Here is a 26,306-nt window from a genome sequence, read left to right as displayed (position 1 = left end):
TGCGTAGGAGCTGTCGAGTGAAACGAGGCTGCGATCTTTTGACTTTGATTTTAAAAAAACCAGATCAAAAGATCGCAGCCTCGTTTCTCTCGGCAGCTCCTACGGGTGAAGGGTTTCGCGCTCAAGCAGCTGGCGCTTACGCTCCACCCCCCACCGATACCCCGACAAATCGCCATCACTGCGCACCACCCGATGACAAGGAATCGCCACCGCCAGATGGTTAGCGCCACAGGCCTGAGCCACCGCCCTGAAAGCTTTGGGTGCACCAATGCGCTGCGCAATCTCGGAGTAGCTGGCCGTACTGCCCAGCGGAATTTCGCGCAACGCCTGCCACACCCGCTCCTGAAACGCCGTCCCCCGCACGTCCAGCGGCAAATCCAGGCCCAGGGCCGGCGCCTCGATAAAGCCGACAACCTTGGCAATCAGCTGCTCGAACTCATGATCGGCCCCTAGCAGATTGGCCAACCGAAACCGGTCCTGCAGATCGCACACCAGCTGGTGCGGGTCATCGCCCAGCAGAATCGCGCACACCCCGCGTTCACTCTGCGCCACCAGAATCGCGCCCAATGAACACTGACCCACGGCAAACAGAATGTCATTGTTCTGGCCAGACGCACGGTAATCCGCAGGCTTCATGCCCAGCACATTGTCCGCCGCCGCATAAAACCGGCTGTTGGAGTTAAAGCCGGCGTCGTACAGCGCATCAGTCACCGAGCCGCCATCCGCCAGCCGCTCACGCACCTTGCGCGCGCGATGGGCAACGGCGTAAGCCTTGGGCGTCAGGCCGGTCAATGTCTTGAACACCCGATGGAAATGAAAGCTGCTCAGACCCGCAACCAGCGCCAGGTCATTGAGCGCCGGCACCGCTTCGGCCGCTTCGATCTGCCGACAGGCGGCAGCCACGGTTGCGGCGTGCTGTGCGGCGAGATCGCTCTGGTCTTTCGCCGCCCTTTTGCTCGGGCGATAACCGGCCGCCTGGGCTTGCTCGGCGGTATCGAAGAACAGCACATTCTGCGGCTTGGGCAAGCGTGCCAGGCTGCTGGGGCGGCAATAGATGCCAGTGGTTTTCACCGCATAAACAAACTGCCCGTCCGCACGTGGATCACGCGCAACCACCGCAGCCCAGCGGGGATCGTTCTCGGTGGCGAGGGTAGTCGAATGAGAGGTCATGGCTTCACCTGTGTTGACGTGTTTGATCCAGACTAGGGCTTGCGGGGCGACGCAACACTCCGGGGCTTGCGATTGAATTCGAAAAATTCATCGCGCGGTCCGGAAGGTGAAGTTGATCCGCTGTTCGCCCAGACGCGGATGCTGGCCGTCCTTGATCGGCAGTATCCCGTGGTAACGCAAGCGATCGACACCACCCCAGACCACGATATCGCCATGGAACAGCGACACCCGCTGACATTTGTCACTGCGTTCGAACCCACCAAACTGGAACACCGCCGGCAGCCCGAGGGAGACCGAGACGATGGGCGCGGCCATCGACGTTTCGTCCTGGTCCTGATGCAATGACATCTTCGCCCCAGGCAGGTAGCGATTGATCAGGCAGGCGTCAGGTTCGAAATCGGCGAACCCGGCTGCTTGCGCCGCTGCCTGGGCCAGCTGGAAAAACACGTCGGGCATTGGCGGCCAGGGCTGGCCGTTCAACGGGTCCTGGCGAGTGTAGCGATAGCCGCTGCGATCGGTGGTCCAGCCCCAGGTGCCGCAGCTGCTCAGGGCCGCTGACATGGTGAAGCCACCGGGGGTAACCATCTGCCGGAAGGGCGCCGCCGCGAGGACAGCCTCCAGTTCCGGCAGCAGTCGTTCAAACCAGGGTAAGGCGAAACCCCGCAGCACCCATGACTGCTCCGCGATCTGCTCGCGCCTGGACGGTTGTGCAGATTCATGGTCGGCAAACAGATCCAGAGTGACAGGGCTCATGGAGCATAACTCTTTTTGACGATAATCAGCGGTTTGAAAGATGCCGGCGTTACAGCGCTTTGCTGACGCTGATCTCGCTGATGACATCTTCGCCCTGGCCGTGAATCGCGTCCAGCGCGGCCTTGGCTTCTTCCGGGGTGCCATGTTCAAGCTGGGCAAACTCGAAGCGGCGCTCGCCGTTGAGTTTGTATTTGATGACGTACTTGGTCGTCTGGGCCACGGTCATACCTGCAAGTCGGGGTGTGGAAACGCCACTCAGCTCAGTTTCGAGCTGGAGCGGCGGATGATCTTGATCGAGTGCGTCAGGGTCGGTTTGCGGGTCACGCTGATCGCCCGGTTGCTCACCGTGTCGATGGTGATGTTCCAGAAACCGGTGCTTGGCGCGGTAATACGGGCTGGAAAAGTGTCGAACGCGCCGCCGTGATAGGTGTGCCGGCCGCCATTCTTGAAGCTGCGGAAGTTGGCGTCGTTCATCAAACGGATATTGCAGGTTTGCGAGCATTGAATGACGACGATGTCGTCTTCATTGAGGTGCTCGCGCTGGTGGATAAATTTCATGAGGCGCCTCCAGATGGGCTTTTTCTACAAAATCAAAACGATAGCTTGGTCGATTGGCGCAGTTTATCAGCCCGAACAGGTTATTATCCGGTCGCCGTGGCCCGCTTTGGTAATAAAAGCAGTTATTTGGACATCAATGAGCGATTAACCCAGGCAGCTTCGGAGAAAAACAGCATTTGTGCTGTCGGAGGGTCTTTATCGGAGGTTTTATATGAAGTGGGGTGTATGGTTCCTGCCGTTGTCGTTAGCGATCAGTGGCTGCGCAAGTGTCTCGGAGATCAATGAAACGCTGCCAACCATGAGCGTGATCTCTGGCAAAAAGCCCCATGAGTATGCGCAGTGCCTGACCGAGAAGCTGGCCAGCAGCCGTGGCGCCTTGCAGATCGAGCCGCACAAGGATGGCGTGCGGGTGATCGTGCCGCAGAAATTTTCCTCGGGACCAGCCGCAGTGTTTGATATTGAAGACCGTTCCACTGGCAGCAGTATCAAGCTGCACGAGCGCATTTCCAATGTGCCGTTACGCCCTTGGGATGTGCGCAATGCGGCGACTGCCTGCATATCCGGCTGATAGAATACCGCCCCTCAATACCGATGCCGCCACAGCAACGCTATGGCGGCATTGTCATTTCTGGAGTCGAGCATGAAGCGAGAGCAGGTACGTGAGCGTCACGCAGAGGGGCATATTTCTGCCACCCATGTGATACAGAACCCGGCTAACTCAGGGGAATGGATCGTGTTTTTCAAGAAGAGCGCCGGGCGCAGTTACTTTCTGGTGGATGACAACGACGAAGTCGAATCCTTCAGCCGCCTCGACGATCTGATCGAGACCGTGCGCGGCCTCGGAATCAAATTCGCCGAAATCCACATGTAGGGCAGGGCGCCTTACTTGCAGACCACCACAACGCTGCGGTTCTTGAAGTTGCCGACGTCGACCCCTAGGGTCTTGTCGCTTTCCTTCAACGAAGGCGTGCCATCGGTGCCGACGATCCGGTAACCGGTACCGGCGCAGGACGCCTCGGCTTTTTCATAGCAGGTCGCCCAGGAATTGGCCTCCCCGGAACAATCGATGGCCAACCCCTGTTCCCCGTTATTCAGGTAAGTGGTTTCGGAGGTGGCACAGCCGCTCAGGGCCAATACTGCAATCAGTGGCAAAAATTTCTTCATGTCGTTGTCGTCGTCAGGATAATGGGGCTAAGCCTGTGACAGCGCCGGCATCAAAAGGTTATAGCGAAAGGCCACTCTGTTGCATTTCTCCTGCAAAAGCCGCGCAAAAAGCCCTGCGAGAAGCAGGGCCCGTGCACGACCGGGGCAGATCAACGCTTGTCTTTGCCGCGCTTGCCAGCAGTGCTCGCGTGTTCCAGCTCCAACACCGAGGCTACCTCGATCGCCATCGCCTCGGTCGGAAATGACCCGGCGCCGGTATCCTCACCGTTGAAATTGGCTAATCGCCAGTCGCCCGGCTTGACTTGCTTGATCTGGTATCCGTTAACAATTTTCGGTTCCGACATCTATCTGCCTCGTTGGCTTGGTTCAATTGCGCAATGATAGCGCCAAATGCGCCTGTCGGGTGCTGGTGGGCGCAGGGTGGTTTGATCTGCTATCTATAGAAGGCGGCCTGTTCCGGGGAACTATCCGTCTGAATATTTCTCTATGTTGGCATCGGTTAGCCAGTGCGGGGCATTGTAAGGTGCCCGCCGCCTGATTAGACTGCGCCGAAACTCGTACACACAGCCCTTACAAGGACTTTTATGATCAAGAAATGCTTGTTCCCAGCAGCCGGTTACGGTACTCGCTTCCTGCCAGCGACTAAAGCCATGCCCAAGGAAATGCTGCCGGTGGTAAACAAGCCACTGATCCAGTACGGCGTTGAAGAAGCCCTGGACGCTGGGTTGACCGAAATCTCCATCGTCACCGGCCGCGGCAAACGCGCGCTGGAAGACCACTTTGACATCAGCTACGAGCTGGAAAATCAGATCAAAGGCACCGACAAGGAAAAATACCTGGTCGGTATCCGCAAGCTGCTGGACGAGTGCTCGTTCTCCTACACTCGCCAGACCGAAATGAAAGGCCTGGGCCATGCCATTCTGACCGGTCGCCCGTTGATCGGCGACGAACCGTTCGCGGTAGTGCTGGCGGACGACTTGTGCGTCAACCTCGAAGGCGACGGCGTCCTGACCCAAATGGTCAAGCTGTACGAGCAATACCGCTGCACCATCGTGGCGATCCAGGAAGTGGATCCCCAGGAAACCAACAAATACGGGGTTATCGCTGGCGAGCTGATCGCGGATGATTTGTACCGCGTGCGCAACATGGTTGAAAAACCAGCGCCGGAAGACGCTCCGTCGAACCTGGCGATCATCGGGCGTTACATCCTGACCCCGGATATTTTCGAACTGATCAAACAGACCGAGCCAGGCAAAGGTGGTGAGATTCAGATCACCGACGCCCTGATGAAGCAGGCGAAAAACGGTTGCGTGATTGCCTACAAGTTCAAGGGCAAGCGTTTTGACTGCGGTGGCGCTGAAGGCTACATCGAAGCGACCAACTTCTGCTTCGAGAACTTCTACAAGACTGGCAAGGCTTACTGATAGCCTGATCCGCTGGTAAAAAAGCCACCTTCGGGTGGCTTTTTGTTTTTCAGCCCCCAAAAGAAAGCGCAGCACTTGCCCAGCAAGCTCCTGCAGGTATGCTGTTGACCTGCCGAGGAGATTGAAGATGGCCTACGATTTTGACCTTTATGTGATTGGTGCCGGTTCCGGCGGAGTGCGGGCTGCGCGTTTTGCCGCAGGCTTTGGCGCCAAGGTGGCTGTGGCCGAGAGCCGGTACCTGGGCGGCACCTGTGTGAACGTTGGCTGCGTGCCCAAGAAGTTGCTGGTGTACGGGGCGCATTTTGCCGAGGACTTCGAGCAGTCCTCCGGTTTCGGCTGGACCCTGGGCGAGGCGCAGTTCGACTGGGCGACCCTGATTGCCAACAAGGACCGCGAGATCAATCGCCTTAATGGCATTTACCGCAACCTGCTCGTCAACAGCGGCGTGACCCTGCACGAGGGCCACGCCAAGATCGTCGACCCGCATACGGTCGAGATCAACGGCGAGCGTCACTCCGCGAAAAACATCCTGATCGCCACCGGCGGCTGGCCACAGATTCCGGAAATTGCGGGCCACGAACACGCGATCAGCTCCAACCAGGCGTTCTTCCTGAAAGAGCTGCCCAAGCGCGTGCTGGTAGTGGGTGGCGGCTACATTGCCGTCGAGTTCGCCGGTATCTTCCATGGCCTGGGCGCTCAGACTACCTTGCTGTATCGCGGTGACCTGTTTCTGCGCGGTTTCGACGGTGCAGTGCGCAAGCATTTGCAGGAAGAGCTGACCAAGCGCGGGATGGACCTGCAATTCAACGCCGATATCGAGCGCATCGACCGGCAGGCGGATGGCAGTCTTAAAGCCACGCTCAAGGACGGTCGTGAGCTGGAAGCGGATTGCATTTTCTACGCCACGGGACGCCGGCCGATGCTGGATAACCTTGGCCTGGAAAACACCGGCGTCAAGCTCGACAAGAAAGGCTTTGTCGAAGTCGATGAGCAGTATCAGACGGCAGAGCCGTCAATCCTGGCCTTGGGTGATGTCATCGGCCGGGTGCAGCTGACACCGGTGGCGCTGGCTGAAGGCATGGCCGTTGCGCGCCGCCTGTTCAAGCCTGAACAATACCGTCCGGTAGATTACAAAATGATCCCGACGGCGGTGTTCAGCTTGCCGAACATCGGCACCGTCGGCTTGACTGAGGAGGAGGCGCGGGACGCCGGGCATGAGGTGGTGATCTACGAAAGCCGTTTCCGGCCGATGAAGCTGACGCTGACCGAGTGTCAGGAGCGCACCCTGATGAAGCTGGTGGTGGATGCGCAGACTGACAAGGTGCTCGGGTGCCACATGGTCGGCCCCGACGCGGGTGAAATCGTCCAGGGCCTGGCGATTGCGCTAAAGGCTGGCGCGACCAAGCGCGACTTCGACGAAACCATAGGCGTGCATCCAACGGCCGCCGAAGAGTTCGTCACCATGCGTACGCCGGTCGATCGTTAATCGGTTGTTGCCGCGTCTGGCGCTGTCGCAACGGCAGCCGCCAGACGCTGGCTTTCATCAAGGCTCGCCCGGGTCTTGAGCAGCTCGCTCTGCAGTCCCTGGTTCAGCTGCGACTGCTCTTCCACGTTTTGTTTGAGCGACTGGCTTTCCAGCAAGGCTACGCGCAAGCGTTCCTGGAGGAGGGTGCGCTCGCTGTCGATACGGTTGACCTGCTCCAGCAACTGATCCTGGCGACTGTGGGTGTGCTTGAGTTGTTCCTGTAACAGGCTCAGCTCCCGCAGCGTCCCGCGGTTTTCCGTCAGCAGGCGTTCGTTGTCGCGGTGCAACTGGGTGATCTCGTCCTGACGCACCAGCGCACTTTGCTGGGCCTGGCGCAACTCCATCTGAATCTGTTGCACCTGGCCTTCATGGCGGCGCTGTTCCTGCTCGCGCTGCTCCTTGACGGCATTGCGGTAGTGTTCCAGCGCATCGCGGGCATGCAGGTGCTTTTCTTCAAGCGAGCGGATCTGCTCGTCCTTGTCTTGCAGACGCAGTTCGAAGTCCGCCAGCGCCTGGTTCAGCCCGGCGTTGCGGGTCTGTTCGGTCTGCAGCACAGAGAGCGTGCTGTGCAGCGTGTCGGATTCCTGGGTGAGTGCCAGTGTCTGCACTTCGTACTGTTGCTGCAGCTCGTCATTGGCTTCCTGTGCCTTCGTCAACTGCAAATCCAAAGCCTTTTTTTGCTGATCGAACTGCGCGCGTGCCTGGTCGATGGGTTCCTGTGCCTGCTCTTTAAGGCGTTGGGCGAGGCGGGCTACCAGCCCGGCGAGTTCGTCGTCGATGGGCTCGGCAGCAGTTTCCGTGGGTTGCGCTGCGTCGTCGAGCTCCTTCAAATAGCGGTGAATCGTGGTCTTTGAGCCGGTATTGCCCATTTCTATCCGTACCGCATCAATGCTCGGGTGTTCGCCCCGGGCAAGGATTGCCTGGCGTGCCGTTTGAACTACTGCTTTGTTAATGCCGCCGCGAGCCATGAGCTCTCCTACGATTTCGTACTGTGGTACGTACCACAAGAAATGCAGTGTACCACGGAAATAAAACCGAGTAAATTTCAAGAAATATGAGACGGGATATTCTGGTATTATCACGTGTGACAGCGATTTTAAACTGGGGCAAGCTCCAAATCCGTACGCAAAACCCTGTAGGAGCCGGCTTGCTGGCGAAAAACTTGGGGCAACGCGGGGTGTCAGGTGTAACCGCGTCATCGTTGAAAACCTTCGCGAGCAAGCCCGCTCCCACATAGGGATAGAGTGTCCATGAGCGATCTGGATCGTTATCTAAACGCCGCCACGCGCGACAACACTCGGCGCAGCTACCGCGCGGCCATCGAGCACTTCGAAGTCAGCTGGGGTGGTTTCCTGCCGGCCACAGCAGACAGCGTCGCGCGCTACCTGGTCGCCCACGCCGGAAAGCTGTCGATCAACACCCTGAAACTGCGCCTGTCGGCGCTGGCCCAATGGCACAACAGCCAGGGCTTCGCCGACCCCACCAAGGCGCCCGTGGTGCGCCAGGTCTTCAAGGGCATTCGCGCGCTGCATCCGGCGCAGGAAAAGCAGGCCGAGCCGTTGCAGCTGCAACATCTGGAGCAGGTAATCGCCTCGCTTGAGCTCGAAGCGCAAATCGCCCAGGCTGAAAATGATCAGCCGGCGCTGCTGCGGGCCAGGCGCGATACGGCGCTGATCCTCCTGGGTTTCTGGCGCGGCTTCCGCAGTGACGAGTTATGCCGGGTGCAGATCGAACACGTGCAAGCCAGCGCCGGTTCCGGCATCAGCCTGTACCTGCCGCGCACCAAGAGTGACCGCGACAACCTCGGCAAGACCTACCAGACACCTGCGCTGCAGCGCCTGTGTCCGGTGCAGGCGTACATCGCCTGGATCAATGCCGCCGCGCTGGTGCGAGGTCCGGTGTTCCGCAGCATTGATCGATGGGGGCACTTGAGCGAGGAGGGCTTGCATCCCAACAGCGTGATCCCGCTGTTGCGCCAGGCGTTGCAACGCGCGGGCATTGCCGCCGAGCACTACACCAGCCATTCCCTGCGCCGCGGGTTTGCCACTTGGGCGCATCAGAGTGGCTGGGATCTGAAGTCGTTGATGAGCTACGTGGGCTGGAAGGACATGAAGTCGGCCATGCGTTACGTCGAAGCCAGCCCGTTCCCAGGCATGCCGCGCCTTAGTGAAAAGCCTGTTGCGCCCTAGATTCCTTTTTCTTCTATTAATACTGTCGGCTAATAGCCAAAACCAATCAGCAGCATCAGCTTTGCCAATGAGCCATCGAGGGATTGGATAGGTAGTATTCATCTCATCAACTTTTCAACCCCTGACGGAGAGTCATCGATGCCTATCATCAACAGCCAAGTAAAACCCTTCAAAGCTGACGCATTCAAGAACGGCGACTTCGTAACAGTCTCGGACGCCGACCTGAAAGGCAAATGGTCGGTCGTCTTCTTCTACCCTGCCGACTTCACCTTCGTTTGCCCAACCGAGCTGGAAGACCTGGCCGACAACTACGACGCGTTCCAGAAACTGGGCGTCGAGATCTACAGCGTTTCCACCGACACCCACTTTGCCCACGCTGCCTGGCACAACACTTCGCCAGCCATTGGCAAGATCCAGTACACCATGATCGGCGACCCGACCCACGCCATCTCCCGCAACTTCGACGTGCTGATCGAAGACGCTGGCCTGGCTGACCGTGGCACCTTCGTGATCAACCCTGAAGGCCAGATCAAAATCGTTGAACTGAACGATGGCGGCGTAGGCCGTGACGCTTCCGAGCTGCTGCGCAAAATCAAGGCTGCTCAATACGTCGCTGCTCACCCAGGCCAGGTTTGCCCTGCCAAGTGGAAAGAAGGCGAGGCCACCCTGGCTCCGTCCCTGGACCTGGTCGGCAAGATCTAAGTCTGTGATCGCTGCATCAGGGCGGACTCCCGCACCTACCAAGTAAGCTGCACCGCCCTATAAAACGCCCGGGCGAGATTCGCTCGGGCGTTTTTTTATGCCTGCTCTAAATGAATTAGCAAAAAGGAAATCGCCCGTATGTTGGACACCAATCTTAAAACCCAGTTGAAGTCGTACCTGGAGCGGGTCACCCAGCCGATCGAGATCGTTGCCTCCCTCGACGACGGTGCGAAATCCCAGGAAATGCTTGAATTGCTGAAAGACGTTGCCAGTCTTTCCAGCCAAATTACCTTGCTCGATAACGGTGATGATGCGCGCAAGCCATCGTTCTCAATCAACCGCCCGGGTGCCGACATCAGCCTGCGTTTTGCCGGCATCCCCATGGGCCACGAATTCACCTCGTTGGTGCTGGCCCTGCTGCAAGTCGGCGGCCACCCTTCGAAAGCCAGCAGTGACGTCATTGAGCAAATTCGCTCGATCGAAGGCGAGTTCAGCTTCGAAACCTACTTCTCGCTGTCGTGCCAGAACTGCCCCGACGTGGTCCAGGCCCTTAACCTGATGGCCGTGCTCAACCCCAATATCCGTCACGTCGCCATTGACGGCGCACTGTTCCAGGCCGAAGTCGATGAACGCCAGATCATGGCCGTGCCAAGCATCTACCTCAACGGCGTGAACTTCGGTCAGGGCCGCATGGGCCTGGAAGAAATCCTGGCGAAAATCGACACCAGCGGCATCGAGCGTCAGGCCGAGAGAATCAGCGCCAAAGAGGCGTTTGATGTGCTGGTGGTCGGTGGTGGCCCAGCGGGTGCTTCGGCGGCAATCTACGCTGCGCGCAAAGGCATTCGCACCGGCGTGGCAGCGGAGCGTTTTGGCGGTCAGGTGCTCGACACCATGGCCATCGAAAACTTCATTTCCGTGCAGGAGACCGAAGGGCCGAAACTGGCCGTGGCGCTGGAAGAACACGTCAAGCAGTACGACGTCGACATCATGAACCTGCAGCGTGCGGACAAACTGGTGCCAGGCAAGGACGGCCAACTGCACGAAGTGCGCTTCGCCAGTGGCGCGACGCTGAAAGCCAAAACGGTGATTCTGGCGACCGGCGCCAGATGGCGTGAAATGAACGTGCCGGGTGAGCAGCAGTACCGCAACAAGGGCGTGGCGTACTGCCCGCACTGTGACGGTCCGCTGTTCAAGGGCAAGCGCGTGGCGGTGATTGGCGGCGGTAACTCCGGCGTCGAAGCGGCCATCGACCTGGCCGGCATCGTGGCTCATGTGACCCTGCTGGAGTTCGATGTGCAACTGCGCGCCGATGCAGTACTGCAGCGCAAATTGCACAGCTTGCCGAACGTGACCGTGGTCACCAGTGCGCAGACCACTGAAGTCACCGGCGATGGGCAGAAGGTCAATGGGCTGCGTTACAAGGATCGCCAGTCGGACGAAGTGCGCACTGTCGAGCTGGAAGGGATTTTCGTGCAGATCGGTTTGCTGCCCAATACCGATTGGCTCAAGGGCACAATCGAATTATCGCCCCGCGGCGAGATCATCGTCGATGCCCGTGGTGAGACGTCGATGCCGGGCGTTTTCGCAGCCGGCGACGTGACCACTGTGCCGTACAAGCAGATCGTGATTGCAGTGGGCGAGGGCGCAAAGGCTTCCCTTAGCGCATTTGATCACCTGATCCGTACTTCGGCCCCGGCGTAATCGGCCCGACTGAAAGCATGAAAACCCCATGATCGCTCATGGGGTTTTTTGTGTCGGCTCGGTCCAAATGTCGGTCACGAACCTGTGGGAGCGGGCTTGCTCGCGAAGGCGGTGTATCAGCAAACACAAGTGCTGAATGACACACCGCCTTCGCGAGCAAGCCCGCTCCCACAGGTTTGGCGCAATGTTTTACATAGGGGCTGGCTGAATGATCTCGACCCAATAGGCATCCGGGTCCTTGATGAACGCCAGGCTCTTCATTCGGCCATCGTTCAGGCGTTTTTGGAAGTCGCAGCCCAGTGCCTCGAAGCGCTCGCAGGCGGCGACAATGTCCGGCACCGAAATGCAGATGTGGCCAAAACCGCGCGGGTCGGTGTTGCCGTTGTGGTAGGCAAAGTCCGCGTCGTTCTCGGTACCGTGATTATGGGTCAACTCCAGAATGCCGGGGATCGACTTCATCCACTCGGTCCGCGCAGCAGCGTCGGCCGGGATTTGGTTCTTGTCGACCAGCGCCAGGAAGTACAGGCTGAACTCGGCTTCCGGGAAATCGCGTTTTTCCACCAGGGAAAAACCGAGGACTCGCGTGTAGAAATCCAGCGACTTGGTGATGTCCTTGACCCGCAGCATGGTGTGGTTGAAGACAAACTTGGCGGTGGCGGTGTCAGGTTGGGCGGTGACGCCGGGGAAGGTGTTCAATTCGTGCAGGCTCATGGGCCCTCCGGTCAATAATGGGCTAACGAATGGCAGCAATCATACGCAAGGGGTCCGACATCACCAAACCCAAAGCGTCCGCTCTTGCCTGACAGGCGGGCGAGGCCCAGACTTCAGGGCTCAACCCTCAAGTGCGATATTGCAATGATTCGATTCTGTGTACTGATCGGCCTGCTGTCGGCCATGCCCATGGCCCACGCAGAGTCGCCGGTGATTACCTGGCCCAGTGGCTGGGAAGTGGAAGAGGTTCCCCAAGCCGACACAGACTCGAAAGTCTCACGTCAACGCGCAGTGAAAAGCGATCAAGACGGTACGCCGGTGCTGGTGATGGAGCTGACCATGACCCCGGTAGACCCTGGGCATCAAGTCAACCTGCAAGGCGTGTTGCTGGAGATGCGCAAGTCAGTGCAAAAAGACTTTTACCAAGGCGGTTACCAGAGTGTCTGCAACAAGATCCACGAGACTGGCCTGAGCGGTTTAAAGGCGCTGGAGACAACCTGCACCATTACCCAGAATGGGCGGCATGTACTCACTCAAACGTTGGTTGCGGCGGTAGATGCCGATAAGGCTTATGTGCTTTCGTATGCTGGCCAAGCCGAGGCTTACAAGGCAAGCCAGGAGGAAATAGTCGCTACTCGTAACAGTTTGAAACTGTAGTTCGGTTTACGCCGTATACCCGAAAGGATTAAACACAAAGTTAAACGACCAACTGCGGTGAATATAAAAAGCCCTGCAATGGCAGGGCATTGTTTTACGATCTCGAATGCTTATCTGCGCAGCCATGACTCAACAGTCGATCCGCCATATTGTTCTTTCCAGGCTTTGAGCCCACGGTGGTTGCCGCCCTTGGTTTCGATCAGCTCACCGGTGTGCGGATTGTGGTAGGCCTTGACCACCCGAGCGCGCCGGGTTTTCGCTGGTAATGCCTGCTGCAGAGCTGATCTGCCCGGGTTAGGGTCGAGAATGGCGACGATGTCGCGCAGGCTCTTGCTGTAGGTTTTCATCAGCCCCTGGAGCTTCTCTTCGAATTCGATTTCTTTCTTCAACCCGGCATCGTTCTTCAGCGACTCCAGTTGCTTCAGCTGTTCCTGGAGGGCCTTTTCAGCTGCACGAAATTCAGCGAGTCTGGACAATGTCTTTACTCCAATGGAAGTTTGGTTGATACCAACCACAAACAAAGCAACAAGCCAGAAGCCTTGTAGCGGCTCGATGTTGGCGGCTTGCCTGCCGTTATTAGCGCAGGCATAAAAAAAGTGTAGTAGTTAAATCTAAAAGAGTAAATCATGTTTTTATCTTCATGTAACAAGCGTCGCTGTATAGTTAGTTTCCCGTTAATATTTTGACGAACTGGGCCCCAGGCATCGGTCGCGCGAACAGATAACCCTGGAGGAAATCGACACCCCGGGCGGTCAGGTAATCACTCTGCTCTGCGGTTTCCACGCCTTCGGCAACAATCCCCAGATTCAGCTTCAGCGAAAGCTCGATGATGCTGTCGAGGATGTGCCGGGACAGCGCATCGGCGCCAATCATGGCAACGAAACTCTGATCGATTTTCAGGAAGTCGACATTGAACTGGCGCAGGTAGCCAAGACTTGAGTGGCCGGTGCCGAAGTCGTCGAGGGCGATTTTTACCCCAAGCCCATGCAGCTGTTCGAACAGTTGATGGGTGATATCCGTGGGTTCAATCAGTTCGCGCTCGGTCAACTCCAGCACCAGGCACACCGATCCCTTAGTGAAATGACTGAGGAATTCGCGGCAATCGGTGACGAGTTGCAGGTCCTGGCAATGCCTGGCGGTGATGTTGACGCTGATGCGAAAGGGTTGAGCGAGCGATCCCGCAATAGGCGCCAACAGTGCGGCTGTCTGCTGCATCAATGAGCGCGTCATGGGCACGATCAATCCGGAGTGTTCGGCAAACGGAATAAACAGATCCGGTCGCACCAGGCCTTCCTTCGGATGCTTCCAGCGCATCAGTACTTCGGCACCTGACCACTGCTTGCTGTCACCCAGAACGATGGGCTGAAAGTACGGAATAAACTCTTTGGCTTCCAGTGCCCGTTGCATCTCGATACTCGGCGAGGTCGAGCGCTTTTGCAGTATGTGCCCGATCAGCCCCGACACCGCGCCAAAGAATACAAGCAGACTGAACAACGACGGGTACTCGCTGCGGATGTAGCGCCAGGTCTCGCCTTGCGGGAAACCCGCCGTCACGTTAAAGGCATAGCGTTGTGAGCTCAGCGTGGTTTGTGCCACCGGCAAGTCGGGCAGGGGGCCTGCATGAAACTGTCCTTCGGCGCTGAGCCAATTGGGGCCCACTTGCAGCAACACAATGGTGTTGCGCCCGATCAGGCGCAGGATATTGCTTAGATGGTAACCATCCAGGGTGCTCAATGCGCCCTGTTTGCCTTTGCTGAGCCGGTAGACCAGCAAGGCAGTGTCCGGCGTCACCGGGTTGCCTTTCATCAGCAATAGCTGGCCTTGGGTGTAGTCACCCGGGGAGAGTTTGTCCTGGGTTTCACCAAACAGTGAACTGCAGTAAATCGTGTTCTCCCACAGCAGATTCGTCGAACGGACAAATGGCCTGCGAGTGACCTGTTCACGCAGGGCGAGAACTACGTCGCTGCAACGCTGGCCAGCCAGCGGCAGCAATTTCTCTGCGGCCTGGGCGGTGTTGTCGAGCATCAGGTCGAACTGGCGGACTGCTTCTTCGGCGGTCAGCAGCGAACCTTGCTCCAGGGTTCGCTGTGCCTGCATATAAAGAATGCCGCTGCCCAGCAGTATCGGCAGCAGGCCGCTGAGCAGGGTCACGGCAATTCGCGAGCTGCGTTTGCGGCGGGTCTTGGCACTCAATGGCATTTGAGGATCCTGGATGACGAGGTAAGGCTCTCAAATGCTGGCAGGACAACCACGTGCCTTCCAAAAAGAGTTCGACAAGACGCCATGATAGTTGGCCTTTTCACTCTCTGCCCAGGCCAACAAACCCCTTGCGCATCAGGCCTGAATGGGGATTTGATACAGAAGGCGGACAAATATGTTTACGCTGTGTAGAATCGGGTTACGCATACAAGAATAATCGTCTTCTGGCAGCAGAAGCCTCGCCCGTCTTAGCCTTGGGTCGACAATGAAGATATTTGGGTTTCAACTGATCTATGGTGACTTCCTCGCGCGCAGCGTGAGAGGCATTTCCTGTGCGCCACCCGCCGGTCTCAGCATTGCTAGCAACTAACTTTCGTTAATTGATAACCAATAATGAGGCGCCAACCATGGCAGATTTATACGAAAACCCAATGGGCCTGATGGGCTTTGAGTTCATCGAATTCGCATCGCCAACCCCGAACACCCTGGAGCCGATCTTTGCGATCATGGGCTTCACCAAGGTCGCGACCCATCGCTCCAAAGACGTGCACCTGTATCGCCAGGGCGCGATCAACCTGATCCTCAACAACGAACCCAACAGCGTCGCCTCGTATTTTGCGGCCGAGCACGGCCCGTCAGTGTGCGGCATGGCGTTCCGGGTCAAGGATTCGCAGAAAGCCTACAAGCGCGCCCTGGAACTCGGCGCCCAGCCGATCCATATCGAGACCGGCCCGATGGAACTGCACCTGCCGGCGATCAAGGGCATCGGCGGTGCGCCGCTGTACCTGATCGACCGTTTTGGTGAAGGCAGTTCGATCTACGACATCGATTTTGTGTTCATCGAAGGCGTGGACCGTAACCCTGAAGGCGCCGGCCTGAAGATCATCGATCACCTGACCCACAACGTGTATCGCGGGCGCATGGCCTACTGGGCCAATTTCTACGAGAAACTGTTCAACTTCCGCGAGATCCGTTACTTCGACATCAAGGGCGAATACACCGGCCTGACCTCCAAGGCCATGACCGCGCCGGACGGCATGATCCGCATCCCATTGAACGAAGAATCGTCCAAGGGCGCCGGGCAGATCGAAGAGTTCCTGATGCAGTTCAACGGCGAAGGCATCCAGCACGTGGCCTTCCTCAGCGACGACCTGATCGACACCTGGGACCGCCTGAAGAAGATCGGCATGCGCTTCATGACCGCGCCACCGGAGACTTACTACGAGATGCTCGAAGGCCGTTTGCCGAACCATGGCGAGCCGGTCAACGAACTGCAGATGCGCGGGATCTTGCTGGACGGTTCTTCCGAGTCGGGCGACAAACGCCTGCTGCTGCAGATCTTCTCGGAAACCCTGATGGGTCCGGTGTTCTTCGAATTCATCCAGCGTAAAGGCGATGATGGATTTGGCGAGGGCAACTTCAAGGCGCTGTTCGAGTCGATCGAGCGCGATCAGGTTCGTCGTGGGGTGCTTTCCACCGACTAAACCTTTTTAGATCAAAAGATCGCAGCCTTCGGCAGCTCCTACAGGGACTTTTGTTCACCCTGTAGGAGCTGCCGAAGGCTGCGATCTTTTGCTTTTAAGGGCGGCGCTGCCGCATCAGGTGCTTGAACCCTTCAAACACCAGTACCAGCACCGCCATCCAAATCGGTATGTAGGTCAGCCATTCCCCCGTCTTGATGCTTTCCCCAAGCAGCAACGCCACCCCCAGCAGCAGCACCGGTTCGACATAACTCAGCAGCCCGAACAAGCTGAACGGCAGCAACCGGCTGGCGATGATGTAGACCACCAGCGCCGACGCGCTGATCACCCCGAGTATCGGGATCAGCAGAGACAGCCACGGATGCTGGTCAAACACGCCAAAGCCTTGCTCGCCACTGCGCACGAACCAGTACGCAATCGGCAGCATCAGGGCCATGTCCACCCACAGTCCGCCGAGGTTGTCAGTCTTCAACCATTTGCGCACCACGAAATACAGCGGATAACCCACGACCACCACCAGTGTCGCCCAGGAGAATCCGCCGGCTTGATACAATTCGTTGACTACGCCAAGGCTGGCGAAGAACACCGCGACTTTTTGCAGGTATGACAGCCGTTCACCGTAGGCAATACGCCCGGTCAGGACCATGGCCAGCGGCAACAGAAAGTAGCCCAGTGACACATCCAGGCTGTAGTCATTGAGCGGGGCCCACATGAACAGCCAGAGTTGCACGCCCAGCAACGCCGATGACAGTATCAGGCCACCGATCAGCTTCGGTTGCGCGCCAATCCGTCGCAGCAGGTCAATGACCCGCCGCCATTCCCCGGACACCAGCATGAACAGGGTCATGCACGGCACGGTCAACAGCATTCGCCAGCCGAAAATCTCCAGGCCGCTCAACGGCTTGAGCAACGAAGTGTAGTAATACATGACGGCAAACAGCACCGAGGCTGAAACCGATAAAGCGATGCCTTTTGACAAGCTGTCCTCGCGAGGTTGAACGTGAAACGGGGTGCGGAGGATACGTGGTTTTACTGTCGAATATTGTCCAATCAATAAAGATCCCCCGTAGGAGCGAGCCTGCTCGCGATGGTGGTCAACGATAACGCGGGGAGCCTGAATGCCCGCGGTGTCTATTCGCTCATCGCGAGCAGGCTCACTCCTACAGGGGTTTTGTGTTTACTCCGTTACGCGGTTACGATCCGACACGAAATGACTCACATCATTGAACTCCGGCGTTGACGCATGCCCCGGTGTTACCAGCGAATCGATGAATGCTTCATCCTCAGCGCTAATCTTCACCGCCTGCGCCTTAGTGTAGGCATCCCACGGTTCTTCAGTGCGTGGGCCGACAATGGCTGAGGTCACGGCGCTGTTGTTCAGCACCCAGGCGATGGCGAACTCGACGATGCCGACGCCGCGCTCCTGGTGTATTGCTGGATCTGCTGAGCAATGCGCAAAGACTCGACGCGCCATTCCGTTTCCAGAATGCGTTTGTCTGCGCGTCCTGCGCGGCTGTTAGCGTCCGGCTTGACGTCCGGCGCGTATTTGCCGCTGAGCACGCCGCGCGCCAACGGACTGTATGGCACCACCCCGAGGCCGTAATTTTGCGCGGCACTGATCTGTTCGGATTCGGCCTGGCGGTTGACGATGTTGTACAGCGGCTGACTGATCACCGGCCGGTCGACACCTAGCTTATCGGCCACGCGAATCACCTCGGCGATGCGCCAGCCCCGGTAATTCGACAGGCCCCAATAGCGGATCTTGCCTTCGCGAATCAGGTCGCCAACGGCCGACACCGTGACCTCCAGCGGCGTGTTGTGGTCTTCGCGGTGCAGGTAATAGATGTCCAGATAGTGGGTGCCCAGCCGCGTCAGGCTGGCCTCGATACCGTTGAAGATGTGCTTGCGGTTGAGGCCGCTGCGGTTGGGCACTCCGTCCACCGGGCCGAAACCGACCTTGGTGGCCAGCACCCATTCCTGACGGCGACTGGCAATGGCCTCGCCGACGATATCTTCGGACCGTCCGTTGGTGTAGACATCGGCGGTATCGATGAAATTGGTGCCCTGATCCCAGGCCTTGTCGATGATTGCGGGCCAATGACATTGGCGCAAGCCCGCAGCGAAGCTCCGCGCCTGTTGCGTGAGCGAGTGAGTGATGTAGCGCGGGTCTGGCGGATGGCCGCTCGTACGGTCTGAAGGCAGGTTTTCATCAGCAATTACGCCAGCGCCACGTGCGCAAGCAACGTTGCCTGCGCGCAAAAAAGCCCCCTACCTGTCAACTTTGACAGTTTCGCTTTTTTTTCCATGAGAGCTTAATCCGTTCGAGGTCAGTTCGGCCTGCCGGGCGAGCAGTTTCGTTCGCCGTGCTTCCAGCGCCCTTGCTGTTGACTGACGGAACGGCCGTGGCATTGCCTATGAGCTACAGCCCGCTCAACACCCAGGACAGCGGCTTCGGCCTGGGTTGGACCCTGCGCCTGTCGCAGTACACCCCCGCCGACCAGGTCCTGTCCCTGAGCACCGGCGAAACCTTCAAGGTCACCGGCAGCGACAGCCAGACCGGACAGCTGGTGATGGGGGAAAAGAAACTCGACAGTTTCCATTTTTTCAAGGAAGAAAAGGAGGACGAGAAGGACGAGGAGCGTTACCGCGTGGTGCACAAGTCCGGTCTGGTGGAAATTCTCGAACTGCGCGGCAGCGCCCAAAACCAGGTGGCCCTGCCCGTGGAGATTCACTCGCCGACAGGACATCGCATCTCGCTCGACTATGTCCCCTTCAGCGGCTCGCAGCAGTTGCTGTCCTGGGTCAAGGATGACGCCGGCCAGACCCTGCTCACGGTCCAGCGCCATGACACCTCGGTCGAGGTGCTGCTGCACCCCTTTTCCGGCCCGGACGGCGGGCCTCTGGCGCGCTTTGTCATGACTCTGGGAGGCTCCGACAATCGCGTCACCAAGATCACCCTGCCCACCGAAGAACAGGCGTCCTGGCGTTTCGGCTACCAGCTCAAGAACGATCACCTGTGCATCATTTCGGTAGAAACCCCCACCGGCGCCCGCGAGGAATTGCTCTATCAGGACCTCGGCCATCAGTTCCCCGTCAGCAGCGGCCGTGAGCCCCTGCCGCGGGTGACGGACCTGCGCACCTACCCCGGCTTCGGCCAGCCGATGATCCATGTCGGTTACAGCTACCCCGGCACGGGCAACTTTGTCGGCGGCGACCTGCCGATCTCCTGGAAAGACGATGGCCTGGACAACCTCTACAAGTACCTAGGCAGTTATGACTACAGATGTGTCGAAACCCTGTTGGTCGACGAGCAGCCCGTACGCACCATCGAACGCACGTTCAACCAGTTCCACCTGCTGACCGAAGAAAAGACCACCCAGAACAACAACGTGCAGACGGTCCAGACCAGCTACTTCCTGACCAAGGATGTGCCGTTCGAGCAACAACCGGCCTACTGCCAACTGCCCAAGGAGGTGAAAACCACCTGGTCGGTGCTCGGCACCAGCCGCTACCGCGAAGAAATCGTCAGCAACACCTACGATATCCACGGCAACTCGCTGACGCAAAAGCAGGCCAACGGCGTGGTGGAAACCAGCACCTGGTACCCGGCCGCGGGCGCCGATGACTTTGTGCGCTACCTCAAGGACCGCACCGTCACCCCGGCGCCATCGCCCAATGGCCAGGCACCGACGCTTCGCACCCACTGCGCCTACAAGGCGTTGCCACCGGTGGCCGGCAGCTCGTTGCCGAACTGGCACACGCTGGAAAACGAGCGGCTGGTGCAGGTGGACGGCAGCAATGAAACCGAGTTGCAGCGCACGGCTTACACACACTTCAACACCCCGGGCGATGCCTTCGTACATGGCCGTGTGCAGCGCCAGACGGTGACAATGAAGCAACACGACACGGTCATCGATTATGCCTACAGCAAGCTGGACAGCCCGGAGCTCAAGGAAAGCGTCCTGCGAACGGTGGAAACGCTGAGTGGTTTTGACCACGTGGAAAACCGTCGTAACGTGCAAAAAATTACCACCCTCGAACATTCGCTGCTCAATGGCGAGCCCTTGCTCAACAGCGACGATAACGATGTCAAAATCCGTTCTGTCTACGATGTGCTGCGTCGGGTGATCAGCGAGACCGTAGCCCCCGATTCCCCGTATGCAGCCACGCGTCGCTATGAATACCAACTCTGTGCCAATCCCGGGGACAAGGCCGAACAACGGCTGTTCGACGTCAAGAACGTCCAGACCCGCACCCAATTCGACGGGCTCAACCGGGCGATCTACGAAGAACGCGACGACGCCGATAACCCGGTGCCTGGCGGCAAGCCACGCCAGACCTACTGCGCCGTCCACGATGCCTGGGGCCGGCTGGTCACGGAGACAGAATACGATTGGCTGGACACGCAGGCACTGCCCCTGACCAGTTGTTTTGACTATGACGACTGGGGCGAGCAACTTTGCATCACAGGCCCGGACGGGGTGAAAACGTTCGAGGAAACCGATCCGATCGGGACGGCGGAGTCCGAGGGCCCCATCCAGCGTAGCTGGCGCGAGGGTCCCGGCACTACACCGATGATTGGCGGCGTCAGCGAAACCTGGTTGAACCTGTTCGAAAAACCGGTCCAAATTCAACGGTTCGATCTGGCCAAGCAGCGCATCAGCCTGCATCGGTACTTTTATGACGGGCTGGGCCGGACTCACAAAGAAATCGTTGGATTTGATTCGGTACAGCGAGAAAACCTCTACAAGTACGATGCCTTCGACCGGATGATCGAAAACACCTTGCCCGATACCGCCGTGGTTCGACGTAGTTACACAGAGCACAATAGCGAGGATTTACCGACATCGATCAGCGTCAACCACATTGTCCTCGGGACGCAGGTTTTCGACGGATTGGGCCGCATGATCGAGTCAGTCACCGGTGGACGTAAGCAGGTTTTCACCTTCGAGACCGGGCAAACCCAGCCCAAGACCGTGACCACCCCTAGTGGAGAAGTCATCGAGTATGACTATCAGCCAAAATTGGGCAACGAACCGCTGCGTCGTCGTCTGCCTCGTCTGGGTGTACAGGGGGAGTTTGACGAAGCCAGCTACGAATACGATGCGCAAAATGCGCGCCTGCTGGTCTGCGAGGAGCAAGGCCTGCAACTTTCGCGTACGTACTTCAGCACTGGTGAGCTGAAAAGCGAGACGCGGGTGGTGCAAGACGGTGAGTTCACCATGAATTACCGTTACAGCCGGCTGGGCCGCCTGTTGCGCTACACCGATGTTCTGGGGCAACCGCAGAGTTATGAATACGACCCGCAAGGGCGGTTGATCAAGACCCAACTGGGGACTACCGCTTCAACGTTTACCTATGACGCTCTGGGCCGCACTGCAACCATCGACACCCAGGACAGCCAAAGCGGGCAAAGCGTAGGTATCGTCTTGCAATACGATGAGTTCGATCGGGAGGTGCTGCGCAGCTTCGACCTCAACGGGGTCGAACAGACCTTGAGCCAGGTTTACAACGATGTTGATGGCTTGAAGCAGCGGACATTGAAGGAAGGGGTCACCGTGCTGCGTGATGAGATTTATGAATATGATCTGCGCGGACGACTGACCAACTACAAATGCACCGGTAGCCAGCCTCCTGTTGATCCGTATGGCAAGGCCATCAGCGAGCAGGTGTTCGGTTTCGATGCCTTGGATAACCTGACGGCGGTGATGACCTATTGGGGCGAGCCGTTCAATCGCGCAAGGTACTTCTACGACAACCCGGACAAGACGCAACTGAGCAAGGTCACCAATACCCATGCGGACTACCCGTCGCAGATCGATTTGCTCTACAACCCGGACGGCCATCTGATCCGCGACGAAGAACAGCGCACCCTGACCTACGACTCTCTTGGCCGCTTGATCCTTATCGAAGGCCTGGCGGGTGGCAAGTCCAGTGGCTTGACCTACGGTCCGCTTGACACCCTGTCCGGCGAGAATGACGGTGATGGGCAGTCGCATCGTTTTTACCAGGGCGATCAATTGCACAACCAACTGAAGGGCGCCGACAGCAGCACCTTCATGCGTGGCAACCAGACCGTGCTCGCCGAGCTCAAGGCAGGTGGCGTCCCAAAGTCCTGATGCTGGGCGTTGATCACAAGAACAGCGTGATCAGCGAAATCGACAAGACAGAGCGAAAGGACATCAACTATACGGCTTACGGCCATCGCGGGGATGAGGCATCGGTGACGGGTCAACTGGGCTTCAATGGCGAGCGGCGGGAGGCGCAAACGGGGTGGTATCTGTTGGGCAATGGGTATCGGGCGTTTAGTCCGGTGTTGATGCGGTTTAATGCTCCGGACAGTTTGAGTCCGTTTGGGGTGGGGGGGAGGAATGCGTATGCGTATTGCGAGGGGGACTCGATCAACAATGTTGACCCCAGTGGGCACATTGTTTCGCCTTGGCAAGTCTTTCAGGCCTTTATAAAAAGCAATCCCACAATGAATACAAATAATAAGCGGTATGCGGCGAAGGTGGCGAGTGCTGAGTTTCATAAGAGCAGTCCTGGAACTCCCGCAGCGGACGCTGCCAACTCCAGACTAGAAGCTGCAAACATTAAACTGCAAAGTAAAGCGTCAGGAAACCAGTCCCGGCCTTTAACTCCGAAACCTGATTACGATTCGGATAGCAGCAGCTCTCTAGCTGGTGGTCAGCTTACAGGTAGGACAAGTGTCACAAGTACAGCCAGTAACCCTGTGCCTGTCCTCTCCCGCCCAGCTGTTAGTGGCGGCAAACCAACTGCTACTTCCAGTAAAGCCACTCCAACTGTTGCTCCTAGGCGCGCTGCTCCAAAAAACAATCCCAATGCTGAAAAAATAGCCGAGGTTCAAGCTCAGCTCAAAGCAGCAAAAGGAGTTCGTCACGCCTATATGCTCGATGAACCGTTGATCAGGCGCCTTACACAACAAATTGCCGATTTACGTACTGGTTGAATCGTCGGTTTCTGCCGCGTCGGGTGTTTCCCGACGCGGCAGCTCTGAGGTTCAAAATGCACGCTGAATGGCGAGAGAAGATAACTGAACTTACCCCCCCCGGCGATATCCCAACAACCGTCGTCAGAGTCCACCGATTCAGATGCCTCAATGCAACTGAATCATCCCTTGTTCCAACGCGATCATCACCGCTGCCCAGCGCGAGCTCACGCCGAATTTGCGGCGGATATTGGTGAAGTGATAATTCACTCCCGCTTCAGAGCAATTGAAGATCCGGCTGATTTCCCACGATGACTTGCCCCGGGCACTCCATAACAAGGCTTCCTTTTCCCGATGGGTCAGCGCAATGCGACCCTGTGTTTCGGTATTAGGCTCCGGCAAGCCGGGCTGGACAGTGCGGGCGTGAGTGGGGATCGGGGTTTGGTGATTCATGACAGGCACTCCCGTTGTTCAATCAAAGAGGCGGGCGCGGCGGTTCCATCCTGAAACGGGCATGGTCCCTGCGTCCAGCGTGTAGCGTCAGCCCCGTTATAGCGTGGTTTCGGTGCCTTGAAACCTGTAAGAAGTACCAGTAGCAATATGCCATTGCGGCGACCGGAAAACGGTCGCTTTTGCAGGATCTCAACCGATGTATCTGTTTTTCTTCGGCTAAATGCCGATTGTGCGGCGTTGTTTGCAGTCTGTTCCACTCGTCGACTTTTGATCGGCGCCCGTCGCGTCGATCCTTGAACGTACGTTGGATGACCGCCGTGAGTGAGTGCATTTTTTGTTGCCATACTGGCACGTTGACTGAATTGAGATAGGGTTGACTCAGGAACTCGCGCGATTGGAGAATTACATGCGCTATTCAGGCTTGACCCAACGCATCGCCGGCGAAGGCGCCGCGGCCTGGCAGATTCATAACCGCGCACTGCAAATGCGCGAACAGGGTGTCGACGTACTGCTGCTGTCGGTCGGCGACCCGGATTTCGATACACCCAGCCCCATCGTCCAGGCGGCCATCAACAGTTTGCTGGCGGGAGACACCCACTACTCGGAGGTGCGCGGCAGGCGGGGTTTGCGCGACAGCATTGCCCGCCGTCATCGACGTCGAAGTGGTCAGGTGGTGGATGCCGACCATGTAATCGTGATGCCCTGCGCGCAATGCGCGGTGTACTCGGTCGCGCAGTGCCTGCTCGATCCGGGCGACGAGGTGATTGTCGCCGAGCCGATGTACGTAACGTATGAAGGCGTGTTCGGCGCGTGTGGGGCAACCGTGGTGCCGGTGGCGGTGCGCCCGGAGAACGGCTTTCGGGTCGATCCGGCGGATGTGGCGGCCCGGATCACCCCCAGGACCCGCGCGCTGTTGCTCAACAGCCCGAACAACCCCTCCGGCGCCAGTTTGTCGCTGATGATCTGGCAGGAGCTGGCCTTGCTGTGTGTGCGTCACGACCTGTGGTTGATCAGCGACGAGGTCTACGGTGATCTGCTGTACGAGGGCGAACACATCAGCCCGGCCAGCCTGCCGGGCATGGCCGAGCGTACCGCGACCATCGACAGCCTGTCCAAATCCCACGCCATGAGCGGCTGGCGAGTGGGTTGGGTGATCGGGCCGAACATCTTGAACGACCATCTGGAGCATCTCTCGTTGAGCATGCTGTTTGGCATTCCGGAGTTCGTTCAAAAGGCGGCGCAACTGGCACTGGATGAAGACCTGCCGGAGGTGGCGCTGATGCGCGAAGAGTATCGTCAGCGCCGCGACCTGGTGTGTACGAGCCTGAACCAATGTCCGGGTATCCGGGCCATTCGGCCGGATGGCGGGATGTTCGTGATGGTCGACGTGCGCCAGACCGGATTGTCCGCCCAGCATTTTGCCGAGCGGCTGCTGGAGGGTTATGGCGTGTCGGTGCTGGCGGGTGAGGCGTTTGGGCCAAGTGCGGCGGGGCATATCCGCATCGGCTTGGTGGTGGATCAGCGCAAACTGGCAGATGCCTGTCGGCGAATTGCGCTGTGTGCGATGGACCTTCTGGAAGCGCGGCGGGCCTGAAAAAAGATCGCAGCCTGCGGCAGCTCCTACAGTTTGGACACGTTCCCCTGTAGGAGCTGCCGCAGGCTGCGATCTTTTGATCTTCAGTCTTTCCAGGCCGCCGAATTCACCAGATTAGCCGGCCGCTCACCCGCCAACGCCGCCAACAGATTGTCCACCGCACACCGGGCCATCGCCTCCCGTGTCTCATGGGTCGCCGAGCCCATGTGCGGCGTTGCCACCACGTTGTCCATCTGCAACAACGGCGAGTCATGGTTCAGCGGCTCACGCTCAAACACATCCAGCCCCGCCGCGCGAATCTGCCCTGCACGCAATGCCTCGATCAACGCCGCTTCATCCACCACCTTGCCCCGGGAGATGTTGATGAAGATGCTTTGCGGGCGCATCAGGGCAAATTCCTCGGTGCCGATCAGCCGCTCGGTTTCAGCGGTCAATGGCAAGGTCAGGCAGATGAAGTCCGCCTGCTGCAACAGCTCGCTCAAGCTGCGGTATTGCGCATTGAAACGCTGCTCGACCGCAGGTTTTGGCGAGTGGCTGTGGTAGATCACCGGCATGCCGAAACCGCAATGCCCACGCTGGGCCAACGCTTCACCGATGCGGCCCATGCCGATGATGCCCAGGGTTTTGCCGTTTACATCGCTGCCGAAGTGCGCGGGGCCCAGGTTACGGCTCCAATTGCCTGTGCGAACCATGTTCGCCAGTTCCACCACGCGCCGGGCGGTCGCGAGAATCAACGCAAAACCGGTATCTGCGGTGGTCTCGGTGAGCACGTCCGGCGTGTTGCTCAGCAGGATGCGCCGCTCGGTCAGGTAGTCGATGTCGTAGTTGTCGACGCCCACCGAGACGCTGGCGATGGCTTCCAGGTTCGGTGCCAAATCCAGTAATTCGGCGTCCAGTTTCAAGCTGGCGCCCAGCAAGCCGTGAGCGCGGGGCATAGCATCGCGCAATCGGGCCAGGCCATCGGCGTCGAAGCTTTCGATCAGCGTTACTTCGGCCTGCTCGTGCAAGCGAGCCATCAGCAGCGACGAGAGTTTCTTGTACAGAACAACCTGCTTTTTCATCTTCGATATCTCGAC

26 protein-coding genes and 1 pseudogene are annotated in these 26,306 nt (G+C 58.3%); 13 read left to right on the top strand and 14 right to left on the bottom strand.

The genetic code is table 11. The annotated features are described in order from the left end of the window. Window positions 1-99: 99 nt before the first annotated feature. From ada to ACYZTK_RS02600, 4 genes are all read right to left on the bottom strand, one after another. Window positions 100-1,170: a bifunctional DNA-binding transcriptional regulator/O6-methylguanine-DNA methyltransferase Ada gene (gene ada, locus ACYZTK_RS02615; protein ID WP_462013000.1), complete on the bottom strand. Its 1,071-nt coding sequence runs from the start codon at window positions 1,168-1,170 to the stop codon at window positions 100-102. An 87-nt stretch (window positions 1,171-1,257) separates the two neighbouring features. Next, a complete protein-coding gene (alkB, locus tag ACYZTK_RS02610; RefSeq protein WP_462012999.1) occupies window positions 1,258-1,923 on the bottom strand; it encodes a DNA oxidative demethylase AlkB in 666 nt (221 codons plus the stop codon). A gap of 49 nt (window positions 1,924-1,972) precedes the next feature. Beyond that, window positions 1,973-2,143: a hypothetical protein gene (locus tag ACYZTK_RS02605; RefSeq protein ID WP_462015008.1), complete on the bottom strand. Its 171-nt coding sequence runs from the start codon at window positions 2,141-2,143 to the stop codon at window positions 1,973-1,975. Between the two features lie 35 nt (window positions 2,144-2,178). Then, complete coding sequence (locus ACYZTK_RS02600) at window positions 2,179-2,481, bottom strand: DUF1883 domain-containing protein (protein ID WP_247290389.1); 303 nt, start codon at window positions 2,479-2,481, stop codon at window positions 2,179-2,181. On the opposite strand from ACYZTK_RS02600, the gene ACYZTK_RS02595 reads away from it, so the two are divergent. The 3 genes from ACYZTK_RS02595 to ACYZTK_RS02585 all read left to right on the top strand — a co-directional run bounded on the left by ACYZTK_RS02595 (window position 2,467) and on the right by ACYZTK_RS02585 (window position 3,352). Beyond that, the gene (locus ACYZTK_RS02595) at window positions 2,467-2,766 is read left to right on the top strand and encodes a hypothetical protein (RefSeq protein WP_462015007.1); all 300 of its coding nucleotides are present in this window, start codon (window positions 2,467-2,469) and stop codon (window positions 2,764-2,766) included. The genes ACYZTK_RS02600 and ACYZTK_RS02595 overlap by 15 nt on opposite strands. After that, window positions 2,693-3,049, top strand: coding sequence for a hypothetical protein (locus ACYZTK_RS02590; protein ID WP_462012998.1), 357 nt, complete (start codon window positions 2,693-2,695; stop codon window positions 3,047-3,049). The genes ACYZTK_RS02595 and ACYZTK_RS02590 overlap by 74 nt, the downstream gene beginning before the upstream one ends. A gap of 72 nt (window positions 3,050-3,121) precedes the next feature. After that, entirely contained in the window at window positions 3,122-3,352 is a 231-nt protein-coding gene (locus ACYZTK_RS02585; RefSeq protein WP_054050560.1) for a hypothetical protein, read from the top strand. An 11-nt stretch (window positions 3,353-3,363) separates the two neighbouring features. Here the strand turns inward: ACYZTK_RS02585 and ACYZTK_RS02580 are convergent, their stop codons facing one another. Together ACYZTK_RS02580 and ACYZTK_RS02575 are read right to left on the bottom strand one after the other, a co-directional pair. Next, entirely contained in the window at window positions 3,364-3,645 is a 282-nt protein-coding gene (locus ACYZTK_RS02580; RefSeq protein WP_462012997.1) for a hypothetical protein, read from the bottom strand. Between the two features lie 149 nt (window positions 3,646-3,794). After that, window positions 3,795-3,989, bottom strand: coding sequence for a hypothetical protein (locus ACYZTK_RS02575; protein ID WP_462012996.1), 195 nt, complete (start codon window positions 3,987-3,989; stop codon window positions 3,795-3,797). A 240-nt stretch (window positions 3,990-4,229) separates the two neighbouring features. On the opposite strand from ACYZTK_RS02575, the gene galU reads away from it, so the two are divergent. Then, on the top strand, window positions 4,230-5,069 hold the full coding sequence (galU, locus tag ACYZTK_RS02570) for a UTP--glucose-1-phosphate uridylyltransferase GalU (RefSeq protein ID WP_008155104.1): 840 nt from the start codon (window positions 4,230-4,232) through the stop codon (window positions 5,067-5,069). A 127-nt stretch (window positions 5,070-5,196) separates the two neighbouring features. Then, on the top strand, window positions 5,197-6,555 hold the full coding sequence (gene gorA / locus ACYZTK_RS02565) for a glutathione-disulfide reductase (RefSeq protein WP_462012995.1): 1,359 nt from the start codon (window positions 5,197-5,199) through the stop codon (window positions 6,553-6,555). Here gorA and ACYZTK_RS02560 read toward each other — a convergent pair. Then, window positions 6,552-7,562 carry a DNA-binding protein gene (locus tag ACYZTK_RS02560; RefSeq protein ID WP_462012994.1) on the bottom strand — a complete coding sequence of 337 codons (1,011 nt, stop codon included), beginning with the start codon at window positions 7,560-7,562 and terminating at the stop codon, window positions 6,552-6,554. The genes gorA and ACYZTK_RS02560 overlap by 4 nt on opposite strands. Window positions 7,563-7,844: 282 nt before the next feature. On the opposite strand from ACYZTK_RS02560, the gene ACYZTK_RS02555 reads away from it, so the two are divergent. The 3 genes from ACYZTK_RS02555 (at window position 7,845) to ahpF (ending at window position 11,186) form a co-directional block, all read left to right on the top strand. Further along, window positions 7,845-8,783 (top strand): site-specific integrase, encoded by a 939-nt coding sequence (locus ACYZTK_RS02555; protein WP_462012993.1) that lies wholly within the window; start codon window positions 7,845-7,847, stop codon window positions 8,781-8,783. A gap of 138 nt (window positions 8,784-8,921) precedes the next feature. Next, a complete protein-coding gene (ahpC, locus tag ACYZTK_RS02550; RefSeq protein WP_462012992.1) occupies window positions 8,922-9,485 on the top strand; it encodes an alkyl hydroperoxide reductase subunit C in 564 nt (187 codons plus the stop codon). A gap of 138 nt (window positions 9,486-9,623) precedes the next feature. Next, entirely contained in the window at window positions 9,624-11,186 is a 1,563-nt protein-coding gene (gene ahpF, locus ACYZTK_RS02545) for an alkyl hydroperoxide reductase subunit F (protein WP_462012991.1), read from the top strand. 189 nt (window positions 11,187-11,375) lie between these two features. On the opposite strand, the gene gloA is transcribed toward ahpF, so the two are convergent. Continuing rightward, a complete protein-coding gene (gene gloA, locus ACYZTK_RS02540; protein ID WP_462012990.1) occupies window positions 11,376-11,897 on the bottom strand; it encodes a lactoylglutathione lyase in 522 nt (173 codons plus the stop codon). Between the two features lie 144 nt (window positions 11,898-12,041). Between gloA and ACYZTK_RS02535 the strand changes: the two genes are divergently transcribed. Further along, the gene (locus tag ACYZTK_RS02535; RefSeq protein WP_462012989.1) at window positions 12,042-12,554 is read left to right on the top strand and encodes a DUF4946 domain-containing protein; all 513 of its coding nucleotides are present in this window, start codon (window positions 12,042-12,044) and stop codon (window positions 12,552-12,554) included. Window positions 12,555-12,664: 110 nt separating this feature from the next. Here ACYZTK_RS02535 and ACYZTK_RS02530 read toward each other — a convergent pair whose 3' ends face one another. Together ACYZTK_RS02530 and ACYZTK_RS02525 are read right to left on the bottom strand one after the other, a co-directional pair. Beyond that, the gene (locus ACYZTK_RS02530) at window positions 12,665-13,030 is read right to left on the bottom strand and encodes a histone-like nucleoid-structuring protein, MvaT/MvaU family (protein WP_462012988.1); all 366 of its coding nucleotides are present in this window, start codon (window positions 13,028-13,030) and stop codon (window positions 12,665-12,667) included. Window positions 13,031-13,217: 187 nt separating this feature from the next. Then, complete coding sequence (locus tag ACYZTK_RS02525; protein ID WP_462012986.1) at window positions 13,218-14,753, bottom strand: EAL domain-containing protein; 1,536 nt, start codon at window positions 14,751-14,753, stop codon at window positions 13,218-13,220. A 407-nt stretch (window positions 14,754-15,160) separates the two neighbouring features. Here ACYZTK_RS02525 and hppD point away from each other — a divergent pair, with 407 nt between their 5' ends. Then, the gene (hppD, locus tag ACYZTK_RS02520; protein WP_462012985.1) at window positions 15,161-16,237 is read left to right on the top strand and encodes a 4-hydroxyphenylpyruvate dioxygenase; all 1,077 of its coding nucleotides are present in this window, start codon (window positions 15,161-15,163) and stop codon (window positions 16,235-16,237) included. Between the two features lie 94 nt (window positions 16,238-16,331). Here hppD and rarD read toward each other — a convergent pair whose 3' ends face one another. Both rarD and ACYZTK_RS02510 read right to left on the bottom strand, forming a co-directional pair. After that, window positions 16,332-17,213 (bottom strand): EamA family transporter RarD, encoded by an 882-nt coding sequence (rarD, locus tag ACYZTK_RS02515; RefSeq protein WP_462012984.1) that lies wholly within the window; start codon window positions 17,211-17,213, stop codon window positions 16,332-16,334. Window positions 17,214-17,411: 198 nt separating this feature from the next. Continuing rightward, window positions 17,412-18,322 (bottom strand): annotated as a pseudogene (locus ACYZTK_RS02510) (aldo/keto reductase); the annotation flags it as partial. Window positions 18,323-18,636: 314 nt separating this feature from the next. Between ACYZTK_RS02510 and ACYZTK_RS02505 the strand changes: the two are divergent. Further along, window positions 18,637-22,353, top strand: a complete 3,717-nt coding sequence (locus ACYZTK_RS02505; RefSeq protein WP_462012983.1) for an RHS repeat domain-containing protein — start codon at window positions 18,637-18,639, stop codon at window positions 22,351-22,353. Next, complete coding sequence (locus ACYZTK_RS02500) at window positions 22,353-23,204, top strand: RHS repeat-associated core domain-containing protein (RefSeq protein WP_462012982.1); 852 nt, start codon at window positions 22,353-22,355, stop codon at window positions 23,202-23,204. The genes ACYZTK_RS02505 and ACYZTK_RS02500 overlap by 1 nt, the downstream gene beginning before the upstream one ends. Before the next feature lie 147 nt (window positions 23,205-23,351). On the opposite strand, the gene ACYZTK_RS02495 is transcribed toward ACYZTK_RS02500, so the two are convergent. Then, window positions 23,352-23,636: a response regulator transcription factor gene (locus ACYZTK_RS02495; RefSeq protein WP_462012981.1), complete on the bottom strand. Its 285-nt coding sequence runs from the start codon at window positions 23,634-23,636 to the stop codon at window positions 23,352-23,354. Between the two features lie 406 nt (window positions 23,637-24,042). Here ACYZTK_RS02495 and ACYZTK_RS02490 point away from each other — a divergent pair, with 406 nt between their 5' ends. Then, complete coding sequence (locus ACYZTK_RS02490; protein ID WP_462012980.1) at window positions 24,043-25,230, top strand: pyridoxal phosphate-dependent aminotransferase; 1,188 nt, start codon at window positions 24,043-24,045, stop codon at window positions 25,228-25,230. A gap of 83 nt (window positions 25,231-25,313) precedes the next feature. Here the strand turns inward: ACYZTK_RS02490 and ACYZTK_RS02485 are convergent, their stop codons facing one another. Further along, entirely contained in the window at window positions 25,314-26,291 is a 978-nt protein-coding gene (locus tag ACYZTK_RS02485; protein WP_462012979.1) for a 2-hydroxyacid dehydrogenase, read from the bottom strand. Window positions 26,292-26,306: the final 15 nt, after the last annotated feature.

Source organism: Pseudomonas sp. LB3P31, assembly GCF_054897945.1.
The sequence above is the reverse complement of the archived record's forward strand: the minus strand, read 5'-3'. Positions and strand labels throughout refer to the sequence as shown.